Raw genomic sequence first — 16582 nt, 5'->3', positions numbered from 1 at the left:
TGTTTTATAACTTTTGTAATTTACGTCATATAGATACAATGTTATAATTTAAGGTAGTGACTAAAATATAAATATGCATTTATAAATATTTAATAACTTGAATAAATTATAAGAATTAATAACACTAAAAAACGCCTATAGAAATTTTTATTCTATAGGCGTTTTATGTATTTAATAGCTTTCGTTAAAAATCAATTTTAAGTCCAATAGGGCAGTGGTCAGATCCCATAATGTCACTAAAAATAGTAACTTCCTTTATTTTATCTTCAATAGATTTACTCACCAAAAAATAATCTATACGCCAACCCGTATTACGTTCTCTAGATTTAAAACGGTAACTCCAAAATGTATAGGCAACTTCATCAGGATGCAGTAGTCTAAAAGAATCTACAAAACCTTCTGCAATAAAATTATCCATACCATCAATTTCGGTTTGTGTGTAGCCAGCAGTTTTATTGTAGTTGCTTTTATCATTTTTTAGGTCTATTGCTTTGTGTGCCACATTAAAATCTCCACAAGCAATAACAGGTTTTTTCTTTTCTAAATTCTTTAAATAGGTTAAAAAATCTTTATCCCATTGTTTTCTATAGTCCAGCCTGTCTAACTTTTGGCCAGAATTAGGTACGTAAACATTTACTAAGTAAAAATTTTCGTATTCAGTACAAAGTACTCTGCCTTCGGTTTCGTGTGTTTCTATACCAATATCTTCTTTAACGCTTATAGGCTCAGTACTACTTAATGTTGCAGTTCCAGAATATCCCTTTTTATCTGCAGAATTAGAGGTTAAGTCAAAGTTTTTTAATGGAGAAAGTGCTTTAGCAACCTCATTGTCTTGTGCTTTAGTTTCTTGAATACAAAGTATATCTGGATTCATATATTTTACAGATTCAAAAAACTCTTTTTTTACAACAGCACGTATGCCATTTACGTTCCAAGATACTATGTGCATTAGTCTTTATTTTATGGTTTAAAATAGAATAGTGTATTTCTAGGATGAAATTAAAAAATTGAATTGGTTTAACCTTAAAAATAAATGTATTTTAAAGTAGAATATTTTAAAAGTAAAGCAACAAGTGCTTAATATTGTATTTTATAAAAATTGATTATGAAGATTGATAAATTTGTATTGTTTATAATAGTTGCCATTGTTTTTGCTTATTTTTTTCCGCAGTGGGGAGCTATGAATTTTATAAATACCATTAGCGGTATTGGTATTTCTTTAATTTTCTTTTTTTATGGATTAAAATTAAGTCCGTCTAAACTAAAAGCTGGTTTAAAAAATTGGAAACTACATATTTTAGTACAAGCAGCTACTTTTGTATTGTTTCCTGTTTTGGTTTTGTTAGTTAAACCACTTTTACAAAACCAAGAACAAGAAACTATTTGGCTTGCATTCTTTTTTTTAGCAGCATTACCATCTACAGTATCTTCATCTGTTGTAATGGTGTCTATAGCCAAAGGAAATATGCCGGCTGCAATTTTTAATGCAAGTATATCGGGTATAATAGGTGTTTTGGTTACCCCACTTTGGATGGGGTTATTTGTAACCAATGACCAAGCTAGTTTTAACTTTATAGACATTTACATAAAACTAATTGTACAAATAATAATGCCAGTTGTACTTGGCTTACTATTACAACGTTACTGGGGTACATTTGCACAAAAACATAGTAATAAAATTACCTTGTTTGACAAGTCTATTATATTATTAATAATTTACAAAAGTTTTTCATCTTCATTTACAGACAATGTTTTTAGTGCTATTTCTGTATTAGACTTGTTATTTCTTTTAGTTGGTGTGCTAGTTCTTTTTACTATTACTTATTTTAGTACAGGTTTTATAGCTGCAAAGCTTAATTTTAATATAGAAGATAAAATTACGGCTCAGTTTTGCGGCACAAAAAAATCATTAGTACATGGTACAGTTTTTTCTAAAATAATATTTGGTAATATGGCAGTAATAGGAATTGTATTGTTGCCCATAATGCTTTTTCACGCAACCCAAATTTTAATAATTAGTGTAATTGCAAGTAAATTGGCAAAAAGAAAGATATAAAAAAACCTAGCGTATAATGGCTAGGTTATATATTTATTCACTGTCTATAATCTCTTCAATAGTTTTAGCCAGTGCAAAATCTTTTTCTGTAACTCCTCCTGCATCGTGAGTATTAAGGCGTATGGTAAGTGTATTATAAACGTTAGTCCAATCTGGGTGGTGATCTTGTAATTCACATTCAAAAGCAATACGCGTCATAACGCAAAAAGTTTCTTTAAAATTTTTAAACTCAAACGTAGTTTCTAAAGCGCCATCAGTATAATCCCAACCATCTAAGTTGTTTAATTTACTTGTTATTTCTTCAGTTGTATATTTTTGCATCGGTATAAAATTTAGTGTATTGCAAAGTTACAAGAAGTAGTTATGTAATAATCTATTTATTAGGAAAAAAGATGATGATCTATAGTATCTTGGTAAGTAATTTGTAAATGTTTAGGTAGTTTATTGTTTTTTGGAAGCACGGCTAAATACCTATCATCGTTAGAAGTAAAAACTCTTTTATACACAGGGTTATATAATCCTATTTTAGATACTATTTCTTTAATAAAGTCTTCATGATGTACCAAATCTGTACTTCCTAAATGAAAAACACCAGTTTTTTTATGGTTAATGATGTAATGTAATTGTTGGGTAAGTTTGTCTATATAGGTAACATTAAAAATTAAATTAGGAAAAACCTCAATAGGTTCTTTAAGTTGAAGCAAATTTTTTATTTCCCTAATTCTTGGTGTGTTATTACCAAACACCATAGGTAAGCGTACAATAATAGCTTTATTTTTAGGTAATCTAAGCAACATATTTTCAATCTTAATTTTTAAACGCCCATAAATACTTAAAGACAATGTTTTGTCTAACTCATAAGAAGGGTATTTGCTGTAAGCATCAAAAACATTGGCCGAAGATAAAAAGATTAATTTGGTATTGTGCTTAGTAACATATTCTACTATATGTTGGTGAGCCAATACTTGTGCGGCAAAATTACCACGAATAGCAGATATAATATAATTAGGCTTTACAATTTCTAACAGTTCATAAATGTCTGTTTCTTCAACATTGTAATAAAAAAACTGTCCATTATCTTCAAATTTTTTGTTATTAAAGCAATAGGTGCCATAGGTGTCATAATACGCATACAGCTCTTTGTAAATTGCATTACCTATAAAGCCACTTGCTCCTAGAATTAAAATTCTATCTTTAGATTTCTTCTCCTTCATTACGCACTTTAGTTCTTAAAAAATAGAGATTTTAGTCTCAGTCGTAAATTGCTCCAAAGCTTGCATTCCTAATAATGAATTTCCTTTAGGGTTTAAGCCTGGAGCCCAAGTAGAAATAATAAAGTTATTTGGTAATAGCGCTACAATTCCGCCACCAACACCACTCTTGCCTGGTAAACCTACTCTAAAGGCAAATTCTCCTGCTTCATCATAAAAACCACAAGTAAGCATAATTGCGTTAATACGTTTTGCCTGGCTAATAGGTATGTGCTGTATATGGTTTATACACTTACCACTATTGGCAAATAAATAAAAAGCATTGGCTAATTGCGCACAGCTCATATCTATAGAACACTGGTGAAAATAAAAATCTAAAACATCCTCTACATTATTATTTAGGTTGTTAAAAGACTTTAAAAGGTTGGCTGCTGCATAATTTGTGTAACCAGTTCTTTTTTCAGATGCAGCTACATCCGTATTGTAATTTATTGTCTGGTCATTAGCAATGGTTCTTACATAGTTTAAAAAGTCTTTTTTAGGATTTTTTAAATGTGTAACCAATATATCTGCAATTACTAATGCCCCAGAATTTATTAAAGGGTTTCTTGGTATACCGTTTTCTAATTCTAGCAACGATAAATGGTTAAAAGGGTTTCCAGAGGGCTCAACATCTACACGTTGCCATATATTATTATCCTCAAACGCTATTGCTTTAGATAGTGCTAAAACTTTTGATATACTTTGTATAGAAAAAGGTGTGTATGCATCACCAACAGCATAACTTTCTCCATTAATACAATGCAGGTAAATACCAAAACTATTAGTGGTTTGTTTAAATAATTCTGGAATGTAAGATGCAACAACACCCTTAACCTCTTCTTTACTTAAGTTGTTATGAATGTTGTTGATAATACCTTGAAAATCTATCATATAAAAATTATGCCTTATAAAAAGGTAATTTTACAACAGTTGCAGCAACTGCCTTTTTTCTAATCTGTATAAAAATTTCTGTACCTGCACTAGATAAATCCGTTGGTACATAGCCTAAGCCAATACCTTTGTTAAGAGATGGTGACATAGTACCAGAGGTAACTACACCAATTTTAGCACCATCTGCATCTACTATATCATAATCGTGTCTAGGAATACCTCTTTCTGTAAGTTCAAAAGCAATTAGTTTACGTTCTGGTCCGTTTGCTTTTTGTACAGCTAAAGCATCACTATTAACAAAATCTTTGGTGAATTTGGTAATCCATCCTAAACCAGCTTCAAAAGGAGAAGTTGTATCATTTATGTCATTCCCATACAAACAATAACCCATTTCTAAACGTAGCGTATCTCTAGCAGCTAATCCAATAGGTGCAATACCAAAATCTGCACCTGCTTTAAAAACAGCATCCCAAATTTGTTTTACTTCTTCGTTTTTACAATAAATTTCAAATCCTCCAGAACCAGTATAACCCGTAGCAGAAATAATGACATTTTCTATCCCAGCAAAATCTGCAACTTCAAAAGTATAAAATTTAATAGTAGCTAAATCTACAGATGTAACAGACTGCATAGCTTCAATAGCCTTAGGACCTTGTATAGCTAATAAAGAGTATCCTTCAGATATGTTACGCATTTCTGCATTTATAGTTTCATTGTATTTAGTTATGTGGTTCCAATCTTTATCAATATTAGAAGCATTAACAACTAGTAAATACTGCTCATCTTTTAATTTGTAAACAATAAGATCATCTACAATACCACCAGTTTCATTAGGTAAACAGCTGTACTGAGCTTTACCAACTACTAATTTAGATGCGTCATTAGATGTTACTTTTTGTATTAAATCTAATGCATTAGGACCTTCAATTAAAAATTCACCCATATGCGACACATCAAAAACGCCAACACCGTTACGTACAGTTTCGTGTTCTATATTTACACCAGCATAAGAAACAGGCATATTGTAACCAGCAAAAGGAACCATTTTAGCGCCAAGTGCCTCGTGAGTAGATGTTAATGCAGTATTTTTCATTAAAACAATTTATATAATTAGACTATTGTTAGTTTTTTTGTCAAAGGTATCGAAAATTGTTTGTTTTATAAATTTGCATAGGTATTAAAATAGGTTGTTCTCTAGTTTTTTGACTTCTCATTGCGCTAAAAAAATAAGCAAAAATTAGTGTGTATAAACTATGTTAATTTCTATTAAGCTTACGTTAAACAAGTTAAAATTTTAGGAATTGGCCTTGTTAGATGTTATACTAAGAATATGGAAAATATATTAGTAGCCGGTGCCAATGGTACCACAGGAAAACAAATAGTAAACCTTTTAAAAGAATCTCAATATTTTAACCCTATAGCAATGGTTAGAAAAGAAGAGCAAAAAGAATATTTTAAAGCAAAACAAATAGATACTGTTCTTGGAGACTTAGAGGGCGATGTAGATAAAGTATTTAATAAAATAGAAAATGTAGATAAGGTGCTTTTTGCTGCCGGGTCTGGAGGAAAAAAAGTAGTAGAGGTAGACCAAGAAGGAGCAAAAAGATTAATTGATGCATCTAAACAAAACAACATTAAAAAGTTTGTAATGTTAAGTTCTATGGGAGCAGATAAGCCGGAGGAGGCAGAGGAGCTGCAAGAATACTTAAAGGCAAAGCATAACGCAGATGAATACTTAAAAACAAGTGGATTAAATTATAGTATTGTGCGCCCTGGATCATTAACTAATAAGGAGCCCCATAACCAAATAGAGCTCCAAGAAAAGTTACATAAAAGAGGTGAAATTAGTAGAAATGATGTTGCCCAAACATTAGTAAGAACATTAAATGATGATGTAGCAAACAAAGTCACTTTTGAAATTATTAAAGGAGATACTTTAATAGGTGAGGCTTTAGACAAATTTTCTACTGTAAAAGCTTAATTATTTAATAAATAAGATTTTAACTCATTGTAGCTGCCAATTTTGGTAGCTACTTTTGTTTTATGCATAACCTCTTGTATTTGCTCTGGTAATGGTTGTTTTTCTTTAATTACTTCTTCAACCACATCTAAAAATTTTGTTGGGTGTGCTGTTTCTAAAAACACACAATGTACATCTTTATTCTTTTTTAGATATTCTTTGCAGCCTAAGTAACCAACAGCTCCGTGTGGATCTGCAACATAGTTATAAGTTTTGTAAATATGTGCAAGAGCTTCTTTTGTTTCTTCATCAGAAAAGCTAAAAGAAGACAAATTATCTTTTAGGTCTGCAAAGTTATTTTTATATATTTCCTGTATGCGAATAAAGTTACTAGGGTTACCAACATCCATAGCATTACTTATGGTTTGTATAGATGGTTTTGGAGTATACTCTTCAGTTTTTAAATAATTAGTAACAACATTATTTTTATTGTTTGAAGCTATAAACTTACGAATTGGCAGACCTAACTGCTGCGCCATCATACCAGCACATATATTACCAAAATTACCGCTTGGTACAGAAAATACAATGTTTTTATGAGAATTGTGTAGTTGTTTGTATGCAAACATAAAGTAGAAAAGTTGAGGTAACCAACGAGCTACGTTAATTGAGTTTGCAGAGGTTAGTTGCATTTTACTTGTTAGTTCTTCATCTAAAAATGCACGTTTTACCATATCTTGGCAGTCATCAAAAACGCCATCTACCTCTAAAGCAGTTATGTTTTGCCCTAAAGTTGTTAATTGCTTTTCTTGTATGTCACTTACTTTTCCGCTAGGATATAAAATAACTACATTAACACCTTTTACACCTAAAAATCCATTTGCCACGGCACCACCGGTATCTCCAGATGTTGCTACCAAAACAGTTACCTCATTGGTGTTATCTTTATTAAAATAGCCAAGACAACGAGCCATAAAACGAGCCCCAACATCTTTAAATGCCATTGTTGGTCCGTGAAAAAGTTCTAATGTAGATACGTTTTCATTTAGCTGAATAACAGGAAAATCAAAAGACAGCGTTTCTTCTACAATAGTTTTTAAAACATCCTCTGGAATTTCTGGAGAAACAAATTGCTTAATGGCGGCAAAAGCAATTTCTATATTAGATAAATTATCTATGTTTTTAAAGAAATCCTCGGGTAAGGGGGTAATACTTTCAGGAAAGTATAATCCTTTATCTGGTGCCAAACCCTTAATTACTGCATTTTTAAATGTAGTATTGGGTGCTTTTTTGTTTAACGAGTAGTAATTCATTATTTAAGGTATTCTAAATTTAATTTTTTTTAGCTGTTCCAAATTCTCCAAGACTCTTCTGCTTGGTATTCTAACATATGTTGTCCGTTACTAATGGCAGCCCCTTGTTTTTCTCCTGCGCTTAAAAATGCTGTTTTGTCTGGGTTGTAAATTAAATCAAAAAGCAAATGTTCTTTTGTTAAATATTGGTAGGGAATAGCCGGTTTATCTGTAATGTTAGGGTGTGTTCCTAAAGGAGTACAGTTAACTATTACGGTATGGTTTTTTAAAATGCTACTGCTTAATTCTGCATATGTAAATTGATTTTCTTTAGGTGATCTGGAAACATATGTACATATAATATCTAATTCTTCTAATACATATTTTACTGCCTTAGATGCTCCACCAGTACCTAAAATTAAAGCTCTTTTGTGATGTTTTTTTAAATGAGGTTCTATAGATTTTTTAAATCCGTATGCATCTGTATTGTAACCAATTAATCCGTTTTCTGTAAATTTAATAGTGTTTACAGCTCCTATAGCTTTTGCTTTTGCGTCTAAACTAGTTAAAAACGGTATAATACTTTGTTTATAAGGTATGGTAACATTGCAACCTTTAATGTTGGTATTGTTTTTTAAGGTAGTTTTAAATTCATTAATATTTTGATAATCAAAATTTACATATACACAGTTGCTTAACCCAAGTTTTTTAAACTTTTGGGTAAAGTAGTTTCTGGAGAAAGAATATTCAATATCCTTTCCTATTAAACCATATTTATACTTTTGTTTTTCTGTTTTTTCCATACCAATCTAGGCCTAATAAAATACTTATTCCTATAACTACAAAAAAAACTGCCCACCAAGTTTCAGATATCACAAAATCTGGAAAATAGCGAGAATAATTCTGAATAATTTGGTTTCCGTTGGAGTCTATTAATATATTCCCAAACTCATCTACTTTATACACGGTTTTTTTCCAAGGCCAAACAACACCAAGAGAACCAGTTATAAAGCCCAAAATAACAGCTGTAGTTATATGTTTAAAGTGTTTTAAAACGTAACTTATGATATGAGATAGTGTTACTAAACCAACAGCAGAACCAGTAGTAAAAACACCAAGTATGGTTAAAGTGTTTAATCGCTCTGTATTTTTTGTAAAACTAAAATCGCCTTTAATTATTTCCGCAAAAGTGTCGTATAATGCGTTAACAGAATCCACTAAGAGTAATACGTAGTTTCCTAGTAATATTAAAATAAAAGAACCAGATAAACCTGGAAGTGTCATACCAGAAACACTAATAATACCACAAAAGAAAATAAACAAAAGATTGTCATTTTCTTTAGCAGGATTTAAAAAACTTATAGACACACCTATTAGTAACCCAATTATTGCAGCAAAAATGGTTTTCTTATTCCAATAGTCAAAGTCCTTAGCAATGTAGTAAATAGAGCCTATAATTAGACCAAAAAAGCAGGACCAAACGTTAAGCTCATTGTGTTCTAAAAAATAATCTAAAATTTTTGATACACTAAAATAACTTACCAACATACCAAAAATTAGCAAGCTAATAAAGTTGCCATTTATGTAAGTAAAAAAACTTTTAAGTCTGCCATTTAAAAGCAGTTTTAAAGCTTTAAAATTAAATTTTTGAAGAGAGTATATAAACTCTTCATAAAATCCAGCAACAAACGCCACTATACCGCCAGATACGCCTGGTACTTTATTGGCAGCACCCATACATAGTCCTTTTACAACAAGGAGAAACTTGTCTAAAGATGTTCTAGTATGTGCCATTATAGTTATTTGTTTTTTGTAGCTATTTTTTCTAGTATAAAAATAGTTAAAAAACCTGTTACCATTAATGCAATTGCCACCATAGTTTGTGGGTCTATATAATGGTTTAATTCTGAGTATTTTATTGGTATAATACTTTGCTCGGTAACTGTTTTTAAAGATTCAAAATTATTGATATTTTTTTGGTGTACAGCAAGTGTACCAAGATCCGAAACACTACTAAAAGGAACAATTTCTCCTGTTTCATCAATCATTACGGTTATTGTTTTTTTCCATGGCCACACTTTATTTAATGAACCTAGTATAAAACCTGTTAAAAGTGCCAGGGTTGTATTGTGGTAATTTTTAAATAACCATTTTAAAATTCTACTAAAACTAAGTAGCCCAATTAACGCTCCCGTAGCAAATAGAGCTATTTTTTTAAAATCAAAATCATGAAATGCATCACTTAATGTCTTATAAGCGCCCATTATTACTAAAATAAATGACCCTGAAATACCCGGTAAAATCATTGCGCAAATGGCAACGGCGCCGGCAAAAAGTAAGTAGTAAGGGTTTGTATTTGCCGCTAAAGCAGGTAAGCTAGTTATATAATAAGCTAAGCCCGCACCAATAATTAAAGCAATAACTGTTATGGCGCTCCATTTTGTAATTTGTTTACCAACAAAATAAATGCTCACTACAATTAAACCAAAAAAGAAAGACCATATTAAAATAGGGTGATATTCTATTAAGTATTTTGCCAAACGCATAAAAGAAATAAAGCTAATTATTATTCCTGTTAATAGGGCCAATATAAAATTACCGTTTGCTTGTTTCCAGAAGGCTTTAATACCATCTTTTTTTAAGGTTTTAAATAATGATAAGTTAACATTACTAATAGTGTTTATTAACTCTTCATAAATACCCGAAATAAAAGCAATAGTACCTCCAGAAACTCCTGGTACAGCATCTGCTGCACCCATTGCTAAACCTTTTAGTGTAATAATTAAATACTGTAGTAAGTTACGTTCTTTCATAATTGTAATAAAAAACGTAAAAATATAGATTTATTTTTAAGAGTTACTATATTCTACAATAATGTTGTTGATCCACTCATTATTTTTAAACTGAGGAAAATCTGCCTTAAATACCACTACTTTTTTAGCGTTAACTTGTAATGCTTTTACTAAATACTCTTTTGTTTTAATAGTCTGGTTTAAAACCATATGAGAGCCAGCAATTTTGTATAAAATTTCAGCATTATTTGGGTAAAACTCTAGCGCTTGTTGTAATATTTGAATTGCAGAGTGTAAATCTCCTTTTTTTATTACTAAACTACTCCAGTTTAACCAGGTTTTAAGTTCACAATCTCCTAGGTCTACCATTTTTTGATAGGCTATTTCTGCATCATCAATTATACCTAAGGCTTCGTGTATTAATGCACTTTTTTCCCAATAAAATAAGTTTTCTTCCTCTATATTAATGGCTTTAGTAATGTATTCTTTAGCCTTTATATAATTTTCTTGTTTAATGTAAAAGCTTGTAATTGCTAGCCATCCTTTATCTAATAAAGGGTCTTCGTGAACAGTTTTGTAATAAAATAATTTAGCTAGTTCTGTGTTTCCTATTTTTTCGTGACATTTTCCAATACGTAAGTATGCAAAAGCAGAAGGATCTTCTATTTCTATGGTAATTTCATAATTTTCTATAGCTTCATTGTAGCGTTTTAATTTTTCAAGAATTTTTCCTTTCTCAAAATAAGCGCCAACAAAACTGTCATCAGAAATAATAGCAAAGTCAAAAGCAGCAATAGCTTCTTTGTACATTCCTTTTTCTATATACTGTTTACCTAGTTGGTGCCAAGCTACCTCACAGTATGGGTTTTTTTCTAGGTAATCATTTAAAAATACAATTGCACCATCAAAATCTTCTAAAAAGTCAAAACAATAAATAATGTTATATAAAGATGCATAATCATGTTCATCAAACAAAACACATTGTATAAAATGTTTTTTAGCTTCTTCAAAATTATCCATAAAAAGGTGTTCCATACCTAATAAGGAATGTATGTCTATAGAATCTTCAGATAAGGTTAAGGCCTTTTCTAACAATTGTATAGCTTTGCTATGGTCGTCTTTTTTAGAAAATATATTTGCTCTTTGTATGTATATTTCTTCATTATTGCTATCAATAGTTTGTAAACTATCTAGCATACTTTCTGCAAGTTCAAGGTTGTTTTCAAAAACATGTACCTCTACTTCTAAAAGTTTTAACTCTATGGTACTTGGGTGTTGTGTTAAGCCAATTTTAATGGCTTTTTTTGCCAATGACATTTTTCCATTGTTTAAATAATGGTGAATAATGTCTTCAAAATCTTCCGCGTCAAAGAAGTAGACGTCATCTGTCTTTAGCATTGACTCAAATTTTGCTATTGGTCTATCAGGTCTTTCTTCAGCTTCAAATGCCATATAAATTCTTTCTTGCTTGATAAGATTAAAATAAAAGTAAGGTTTTAGGTTACTTTTTTTTGAATACTACAGTGTATATTATTAACAAAATAGTTAACAAATTACTTTTTGTAGGAGTCTAAAGCCTCTAAAATAAGCTTGCATCCTTTACTAATTTCTTCATTAGAAATAGTTAGTGGAGGAGAAATACGTAGTGCTTTGGGCTCAAATAATAACCAAAATAATATTAGTCTGTTTTTAGCGCAATGCATTACAACATGGTTTGTAATATCTACATTTATTAACATAACAGCTAGCATTAAACCTTTGCCCCGTATTTCTGAAATGTATTTGTGTTTTAGGAGCTTTTTAAACAATTTTTCTTTTTCTAGAGTATCATTAATAAGCGAACTTGTAGTTAATTCCTGCAAAGTAGCTAAACTTGCGGCAGCAATAACAGGATTTCCACCAAAAGTTGTAATATGTCCTAGTTTAGGATTGGTTTGTAGGTTTTTCATTATTTGGTTTGATGCCACAAAAGCACCCACAGGCATACCAGAGGCCATACCTTTACCAATAACTAAAATGTCTGGTATACAGTTGTAGTGCTCAAAAGCAAATAGCTTACCTGTTCTACCAAACCCTGGTTGTATTTCGTCTAAAATTAATAAGGCACCAACAGCTGTACAGCGTGCTCTTACTTTTTGTAAATAGTTGTTTGTTGGTACTATAAAACCAGCACCACCTTGTATTGTTTCTAAAATTACAGCAGCTGTATCTTTAGTAATTTTATCTAGGTTTTTATCAGAGTTAAACTCTATAAAAGTTGTGCCAGGCACTAGCGGCCTGTAAGCGCTTTTTTGCGATTCTGCACCCGAAACACTCATACTGCCCATAGTATTACCGTGGTAAGAATTACGAGCTGCAATAATTTTATGTCTTTTTGTGGTTCTTTTGGCTAATTTTAAGGCTCCTTCTATAGCTTCCGTTCCAGAATTAACCAAATAGGTAGTTTCTAAATTAGGGGGTAGTAGGGAAGCTAAAAACTTTGCATAGGTTACAGCTGGTTCTTGTACATATTCTCCATAAACCATAACGTGCATATATTCTGATGCTTGTTTGGTAATTGCATCTACCACTTTTGGGTGACAATGACCTAAAGTGCAAGCAGAAACACCTGCAACAAAATCTAAATGTGCATTGTTGTTTTCATCATAAATATAACTGCCGCTAGCTCTAGAAACTTGTAAAGTTAAAGGATGCGGACTAGTTTGTGCTTGGTAGTGTAAAAAGTCCTTTTTCACCTGTAATTTATTTTTGTTGCCTAAGTTTAGACTGTGGCTTGGATAATGTGGGTTTTGGAGTTCCTTTTTTTCTTGTAGCCTTAGTGTTTGGCGGATTATTTATGGGATCTCCTTGGTTTTTATGTCTTTCTTGTTCCTCAGCATCTATATCTATAGGGTTGCTAATTCCTCTAATTACGGGTAGAACAATGTTGTTATCATCTTCTCCAAAAATATCATCTTTGGTATAAATACGCTGGTCTCCGTACCACACAAAACCTTTTAATTTAACACCTGTTTCTGGTTCTTGGCCCTCAGGAAAAGTGTCGCCACTTGGATTAATATAGTACGTTATTACGTCTATTGCGTTTTCTTTCATCTCCATAGTAACTTTACCACAGAGCGATTTATCTATACCAATAAACTCATTTTGATCATTATAAGAGTAATAAATAACCTCTACATTTTGTACTAGATCTATAAAATTAAGTTCGTTATTAATAAACTTGCCAAATAGGTTTTTGCCTTTAGCTTGGTTGTAACCGGTTTTACTAATTGTATCTAAAGATATTATAAAAGCATTATTAATTACCTTTAAAGAGTCTAATTTATCCGTCTCTAAATCGCTTATTAAATGTATGCTATCTCCTGTCATTTGGTTGTCTATATTCCAAATAATAGGGTTTGTAATAAGTTGCGTTATTCCAGTTTTTTGATCAAAATGTATAGAATCACATTTACCACTTATATCTGTTTTAAAAAACTTTGCATCTCTAAACGCACGTATAATTCTATTGTCTGGTTTGCCAGTTACCATTAAAGTGTCTCCATGCATATATAAAGAGTCTTTCTCCATTACATTAATAGCAACAGCTCTTTTGGTAGCAAAAACAGAATCTTTTTCTTTGTATACTTCTGCGTAATGCGCTCTAATAACACCATCGTTTACGGTGTCGGTAACTACTATGTTATTAGTTGCAGATGCAAATTGTTTTCTTTTGTTAAAGTAAACGCTGTCTCCCTCAATAATTTTATTGCTGTAATCTATGCGTGTATTTTTTATACCATAACCCGTTTCTACTTTAGAATCGTAATATCCGCGTTCGCAATACATTACATAGTCTTTTCCTGTAATTGTAGACGGACCATACATATAAACGTGTTCTGAATCTGTGTAATAATCCATTTGCTCAGACAATACGTGGTATTTAGGATTTTCTACAGTAACACTATCCAACAACTGGTATTTGTTGGTTTCCATAAAAAACCTACCAATTCTACTTTTTATTGTATTAGCAGTGTCTACTATAGTTCCAAAATGTCTGTAGTAAGATTCTTGTTTTTCTCTGTCAAAATATAAAGTATCTGTGGTAAGTGTAGCATCTGGACTTTGTAAAACCACATTTTTAGATGCCTTTGCAAGTTTAATATCTCCAAAATATTCAAGTTTGCCACTATCCATTTGTATAGAGTCTCCTTGCTGCATACGTACATTGTCTATCGCAAGAAGTCTGTTTTCTTTTGGGTAAAACACAGCAACATCACACCAAAGGGTTGCTCCTTGGTGTTCAAACTCTACTTGTCTTTCACTATCTCTACTAAATATAGATGCACCAGGTAGCTTAACTTCATCTTTAGTAAAGTTAGCACCGTGTACTATTTTTATTTGTTTTTTTTCTGTTGATTTATTTTGTGCGTTAACACTAAAAACAAATAAGATTAAGCCAATAACTAATTTGTATTTAAGCAAGTCTTAAAATTTTGGTCAAAAATAGGTTTTTTTTGATTGTTCTGATAACAGATTGGCATAGATTTAAGATTATGCTCTTTTTAGTCTATTGTAGCATAAAAAAAACCACATTTTTAAAATGTGGCTTTTTATGTTTATCTATTAATTGTCTGTTTTCTATCTGGACCAACAGAAATAATTTTAATAGGAATTTCTAATTCTTTTTCTAGAAAATCTATGTACTCATTTAATTCTTTAGGGAATTGAGAAGGATCTGTCATTTTTGTTAAATCCTCTTTCCAACAAGGAAACTCGGTATAAATAGGTTTTACATTTTCTGGTTCTATGTTATAAGGTAAATGAGATATTTTTTCTCCTTTATACTCATAAGCAGTACATACTTGAAGGCTGTCAAAACCAGAAAGTACATCGCCCTTCATCATATTTAATTGTGTTACACCGTTAACTTGGCAAGCATATTTTAGCGCAACAAGGTCTAACCAGCCACAACGGCGAGGCCTACCGGTTACAGCTCCAAATTCATGGCCTACTTTAGCCATATTGGCACCAACTTCATCAAACAATTCTGTAGGGAATGGGCCAGAACCAACACGTGTAGTGTAAGCTTTAAAAATACCGTAAACTTCCTTAACCTTGTTAGGAGCAATACCTAAACCAGTACAAGCACCAGCTGCTGTTGTGTTAGAAGAAGTTACAAAAGGGTATGTTCCAAAATCAATATCTAATAAAGATCCTTGTGCGCCTTCTGCTAGTATTGTTTTACCAGATTTAATGGCTTGGTTTAAATATTCTTCACTATCTATAAAAGTTAATTCTTTTAAGCGTTCTACAGCATCAAAAAATTCAACTTCCATCTCTTCTAAATCATACTGTACATCTACATTGTAGAAACTAATCATAGTTTCATGTTTATCTGCTAAATGACGGTATTTCTCTTTCCAAGAATCTAATTCTAAATCTCCAACACGCATACCGTTTCTACCAGTTTTATCCATATAAGTTGGACCAATACCTTTTAATGTAGAACCAATTTTAGCTTTTCCTTTAGATGCTTCAGAAGCTGCATCTAATAAGCGGTGGGTTGGTAAAATTAAATGTGCTTTTCTAGAAATAATTAGTTTAGCCTTGTAATCTATATTAAACTGGTCTAAACCTTCTAATTCTTTTACAAAAACAACTGGGTCTATAACAACACCGTTACCAATAACGTTCATTGCTTTTTTATGAAAAATTCCAGATGGTATTGTTCTAAGTACGTGTTTAATACCGTCAAACTCTAAGGTATGTCCGGCATTTGGCCCACCTTGAAAACGAGCGATAATATCGTAATCTTTAGTTAATACATCAACAATTTTTCCTTTTCCTTCGTCTCCCCATTGGAGTCCTAGTAGTAAATCTACTGCCATTACTTGTAATTGGTTAGTTGTTTTCTTTTTTGTTTTTTGTTCCGTAAAAATATAGTGAGTGGTTTGTTATTTTAATATCAAACACATCTTCTATTGTTTTTTTTATTGACTGAATTCTAGGGTCACAAAACTCCATTACCTCACCTGTATCTGTTAGTATAACATGATCATGTTGCCTATCAAAATAAGATTTCTCATACTGAGCCTGATTTTTGCCAAATTGGTGTTTACGTACCAATTTACAATCTAATAAAAGTTCAATAGTGTTGTATAAGGTTGCTCTACTTACTCTATAGTTTTTATTTTTCATTTTAATATAAAGAGATTCTATATCAAAATGATCTTCACTTTCGTAAATTTCTTGGAGTATAGCGTAGCGTTCGGGTGTTTTTCTGTGTCCGTTTTCCTCTAAAAAAGTCGTGAAGACATTTTTTACAATGTCTTGATTTTTGTTACTACCCATAGTAT

At 31.4% G+C, this 16582-nt stretch carries 16 protein-coding genes; 2 read left to right on the top strand and 14 right to left on the bottom strand.

Annotation, left to right across the window (positions count from 1 at the left end):
• Positions 1–184: 184 nt before the first annotated feature.
• Positions 185–949: an exodeoxyribonuclease III gene (locus PBN93_RS01450; RefSeq protein WP_077398752.1), complete on the bottom strand. Its 765-nt coding sequence runs from the start codon at positions 947–949 to the stop codon at positions 185–187.
• A 156-nt stretch (positions 950–1105) separates the two neighbouring features.
• On the opposite strand from PBN93_RS01450, the gene PBN93_RS01445 reads away from it, so the two are divergent.
• Entirely contained in the window at positions 1106–2056 is a 951-nt protein-coding gene (locus PBN93_RS01445) for a bile acid:sodium symporter family protein (protein WP_077398750.1), read from the top strand.
• Between the two features lie 33 nt (positions 2057–2089).
• Here the strand turns inward: PBN93_RS01445 and PBN93_RS01440 are convergent, their stop codons facing one another.
• Genes PBN93_RS01440 through gcvT form a run of 4 tightly spaced genes read right to left on the bottom strand, consistent with a single transcriptional unit; the run spans position 2090 to position 5293 of the window.
• Positions 2090–2377, bottom strand: coding sequence for a 4a-hydroxytetrahydrobiopterin dehydratase (locus tag PBN93_RS01440; RefSeq protein WP_271081240.1), 288 nt, complete (start codon positions 2375–2377; stop codon positions 2090–2092).
• Positions 2378–2436: 59 nt separating this feature from the next.
• Positions 2437–3270 carry a sugar nucleotide-binding protein gene (locus PBN93_RS01435; protein ID WP_271081239.1) on the bottom strand — a complete coding sequence of 278 codons (834 nt, stop codon included), beginning with the start codon at positions 3268–3270 and terminating at the stop codon, positions 2437–2439.
• 15 nt (positions 3271–3285) lie between these two features.
• The gene (locus PBN93_RS01430) at positions 3286–4200 is read right to left on the bottom strand and encodes a glutaminase (RefSeq protein WP_077398743.1); all 915 of its coding nucleotides are present in this window, start codon (positions 4198–4200) and stop codon (positions 3286–3288) included.
• Between the two features lie 7 nt (positions 4201–4207).
• On the bottom strand, positions 4208–5293 hold the full coding sequence (gene gcvT / locus PBN93_RS01425; protein ID WP_077398741.1) for a glycine cleavage system aminomethyltransferase GcvT: 1086 nt from the start codon (positions 5291–5293) through the stop codon (positions 4208–4210).
• A gap of 237 nt (positions 5294–5530) precedes the next feature.
• Between gcvT and PBN93_RS01420 the strand changes: the two genes are divergently transcribed.
• Positions 5531–6181, top strand: a complete 651-nt coding sequence (locus PBN93_RS01420; protein ID WP_077398739.1) for an SDR family oxidoreductase — start codon at positions 5531–5533, stop codon at positions 6179–6181.
• Here PBN93_RS01420 and thrC read toward each other — a convergent pair.
• From thrC to PBN93_RS01375, 9 genes are all read right to left on the bottom strand, one after another.
• The gene (thrC, locus tag PBN93_RS01415; protein WP_271081238.1) at positions 6178–7473 is read right to left on the bottom strand and encodes a threonine synthase; all 1296 of its coding nucleotides are present in this window, start codon (positions 7471–7473) and stop codon (positions 6178–6180) included. The two genes, PBN93_RS01420 and thrC, sit on opposite strands and share 4 nt — an antisense overlap.
• A gap of 29 nt (positions 7474–7502) precedes the next feature.
• Entirely contained in the window at positions 7503–8255 is a 753-nt protein-coding gene (locus tag PBN93_RS01410; protein ID WP_077398735.1) for a shikimate dehydrogenase family protein, read from the bottom strand.
• Positions 8227–9246: a DUF368 domain-containing protein gene (locus PBN93_RS01405; protein WP_077398733.1), complete on the bottom strand. Its 1020-nt coding sequence runs from the start codon at positions 9244–9246 to the stop codon at positions 8227–8229. The genes PBN93_RS01410 and PBN93_RS01405 overlap by 29 nt, the downstream gene beginning before the upstream one ends.
• Positions 9247–9251: 5 nt before the next feature.
• Positions 9252–10265, bottom strand: coding sequence for a DUF368 domain-containing protein (locus tag PBN93_RS01400; protein ID WP_077398731.1), 1014 nt, complete (start codon positions 10263–10265; stop codon positions 9252–9254).
• A gap of 36 nt (positions 10266–10301) precedes the next feature.
• Entirely contained in the window at positions 10302–11696 is a 1395-nt protein-coding gene (locus tag PBN93_RS01395; protein WP_077398729.1) for a tetratricopeptide repeat protein, read from the bottom strand.
• 101 nt (positions 11697–11797) lie between these two features.
• Entirely contained in the window at positions 11798–12979 is a 1182-nt protein-coding gene (locus PBN93_RS01390; RefSeq protein WP_271081237.1) for an aspartate aminotransferase family protein, read from the bottom strand.
• 7 nt (positions 12980–12986) lie between these two features.
• On the bottom strand, positions 12987–14708 hold the full coding sequence (locus PBN93_RS01385; protein WP_271081236.1) for an OstA-like protein: 1722 nt from the start codon (positions 14706–14708) through the stop codon (positions 12987–12989).
• Between the two features lie 134 nt (positions 14709–14842).
• Positions 14843–16114, bottom strand: coding sequence for an adenylosuccinate synthase (locus PBN93_RS01380; protein ID WP_271081235.1), 1272 nt, complete (start codon positions 16112–16114; stop codon positions 14843–14845).
• 13 nt (positions 16115–16127) lie between these two features.
• Entirely contained in the window at positions 16128–16577 is a 450-nt protein-coding gene (locus PBN93_RS01375) for a Fur family transcriptional regulator (RefSeq protein WP_013619861.1), read from the bottom strand.
• Positions 16578–16582: the final 5 nt, after the last annotated feature.

This window comes from Cellulophaga omnivescoria, assembly GCF_027915275.1.
GTDB lineage: Bacteria > Bacteroidota > Bacteroidia > Flavobacteriales > Flavobacteriaceae > Cellulophaga > Cellulophaga omnivescoria.
Note: the sequence above shows the minus strand (reverse complement) of the source record. Positions and strands in the feature narration are given on the sequence as shown.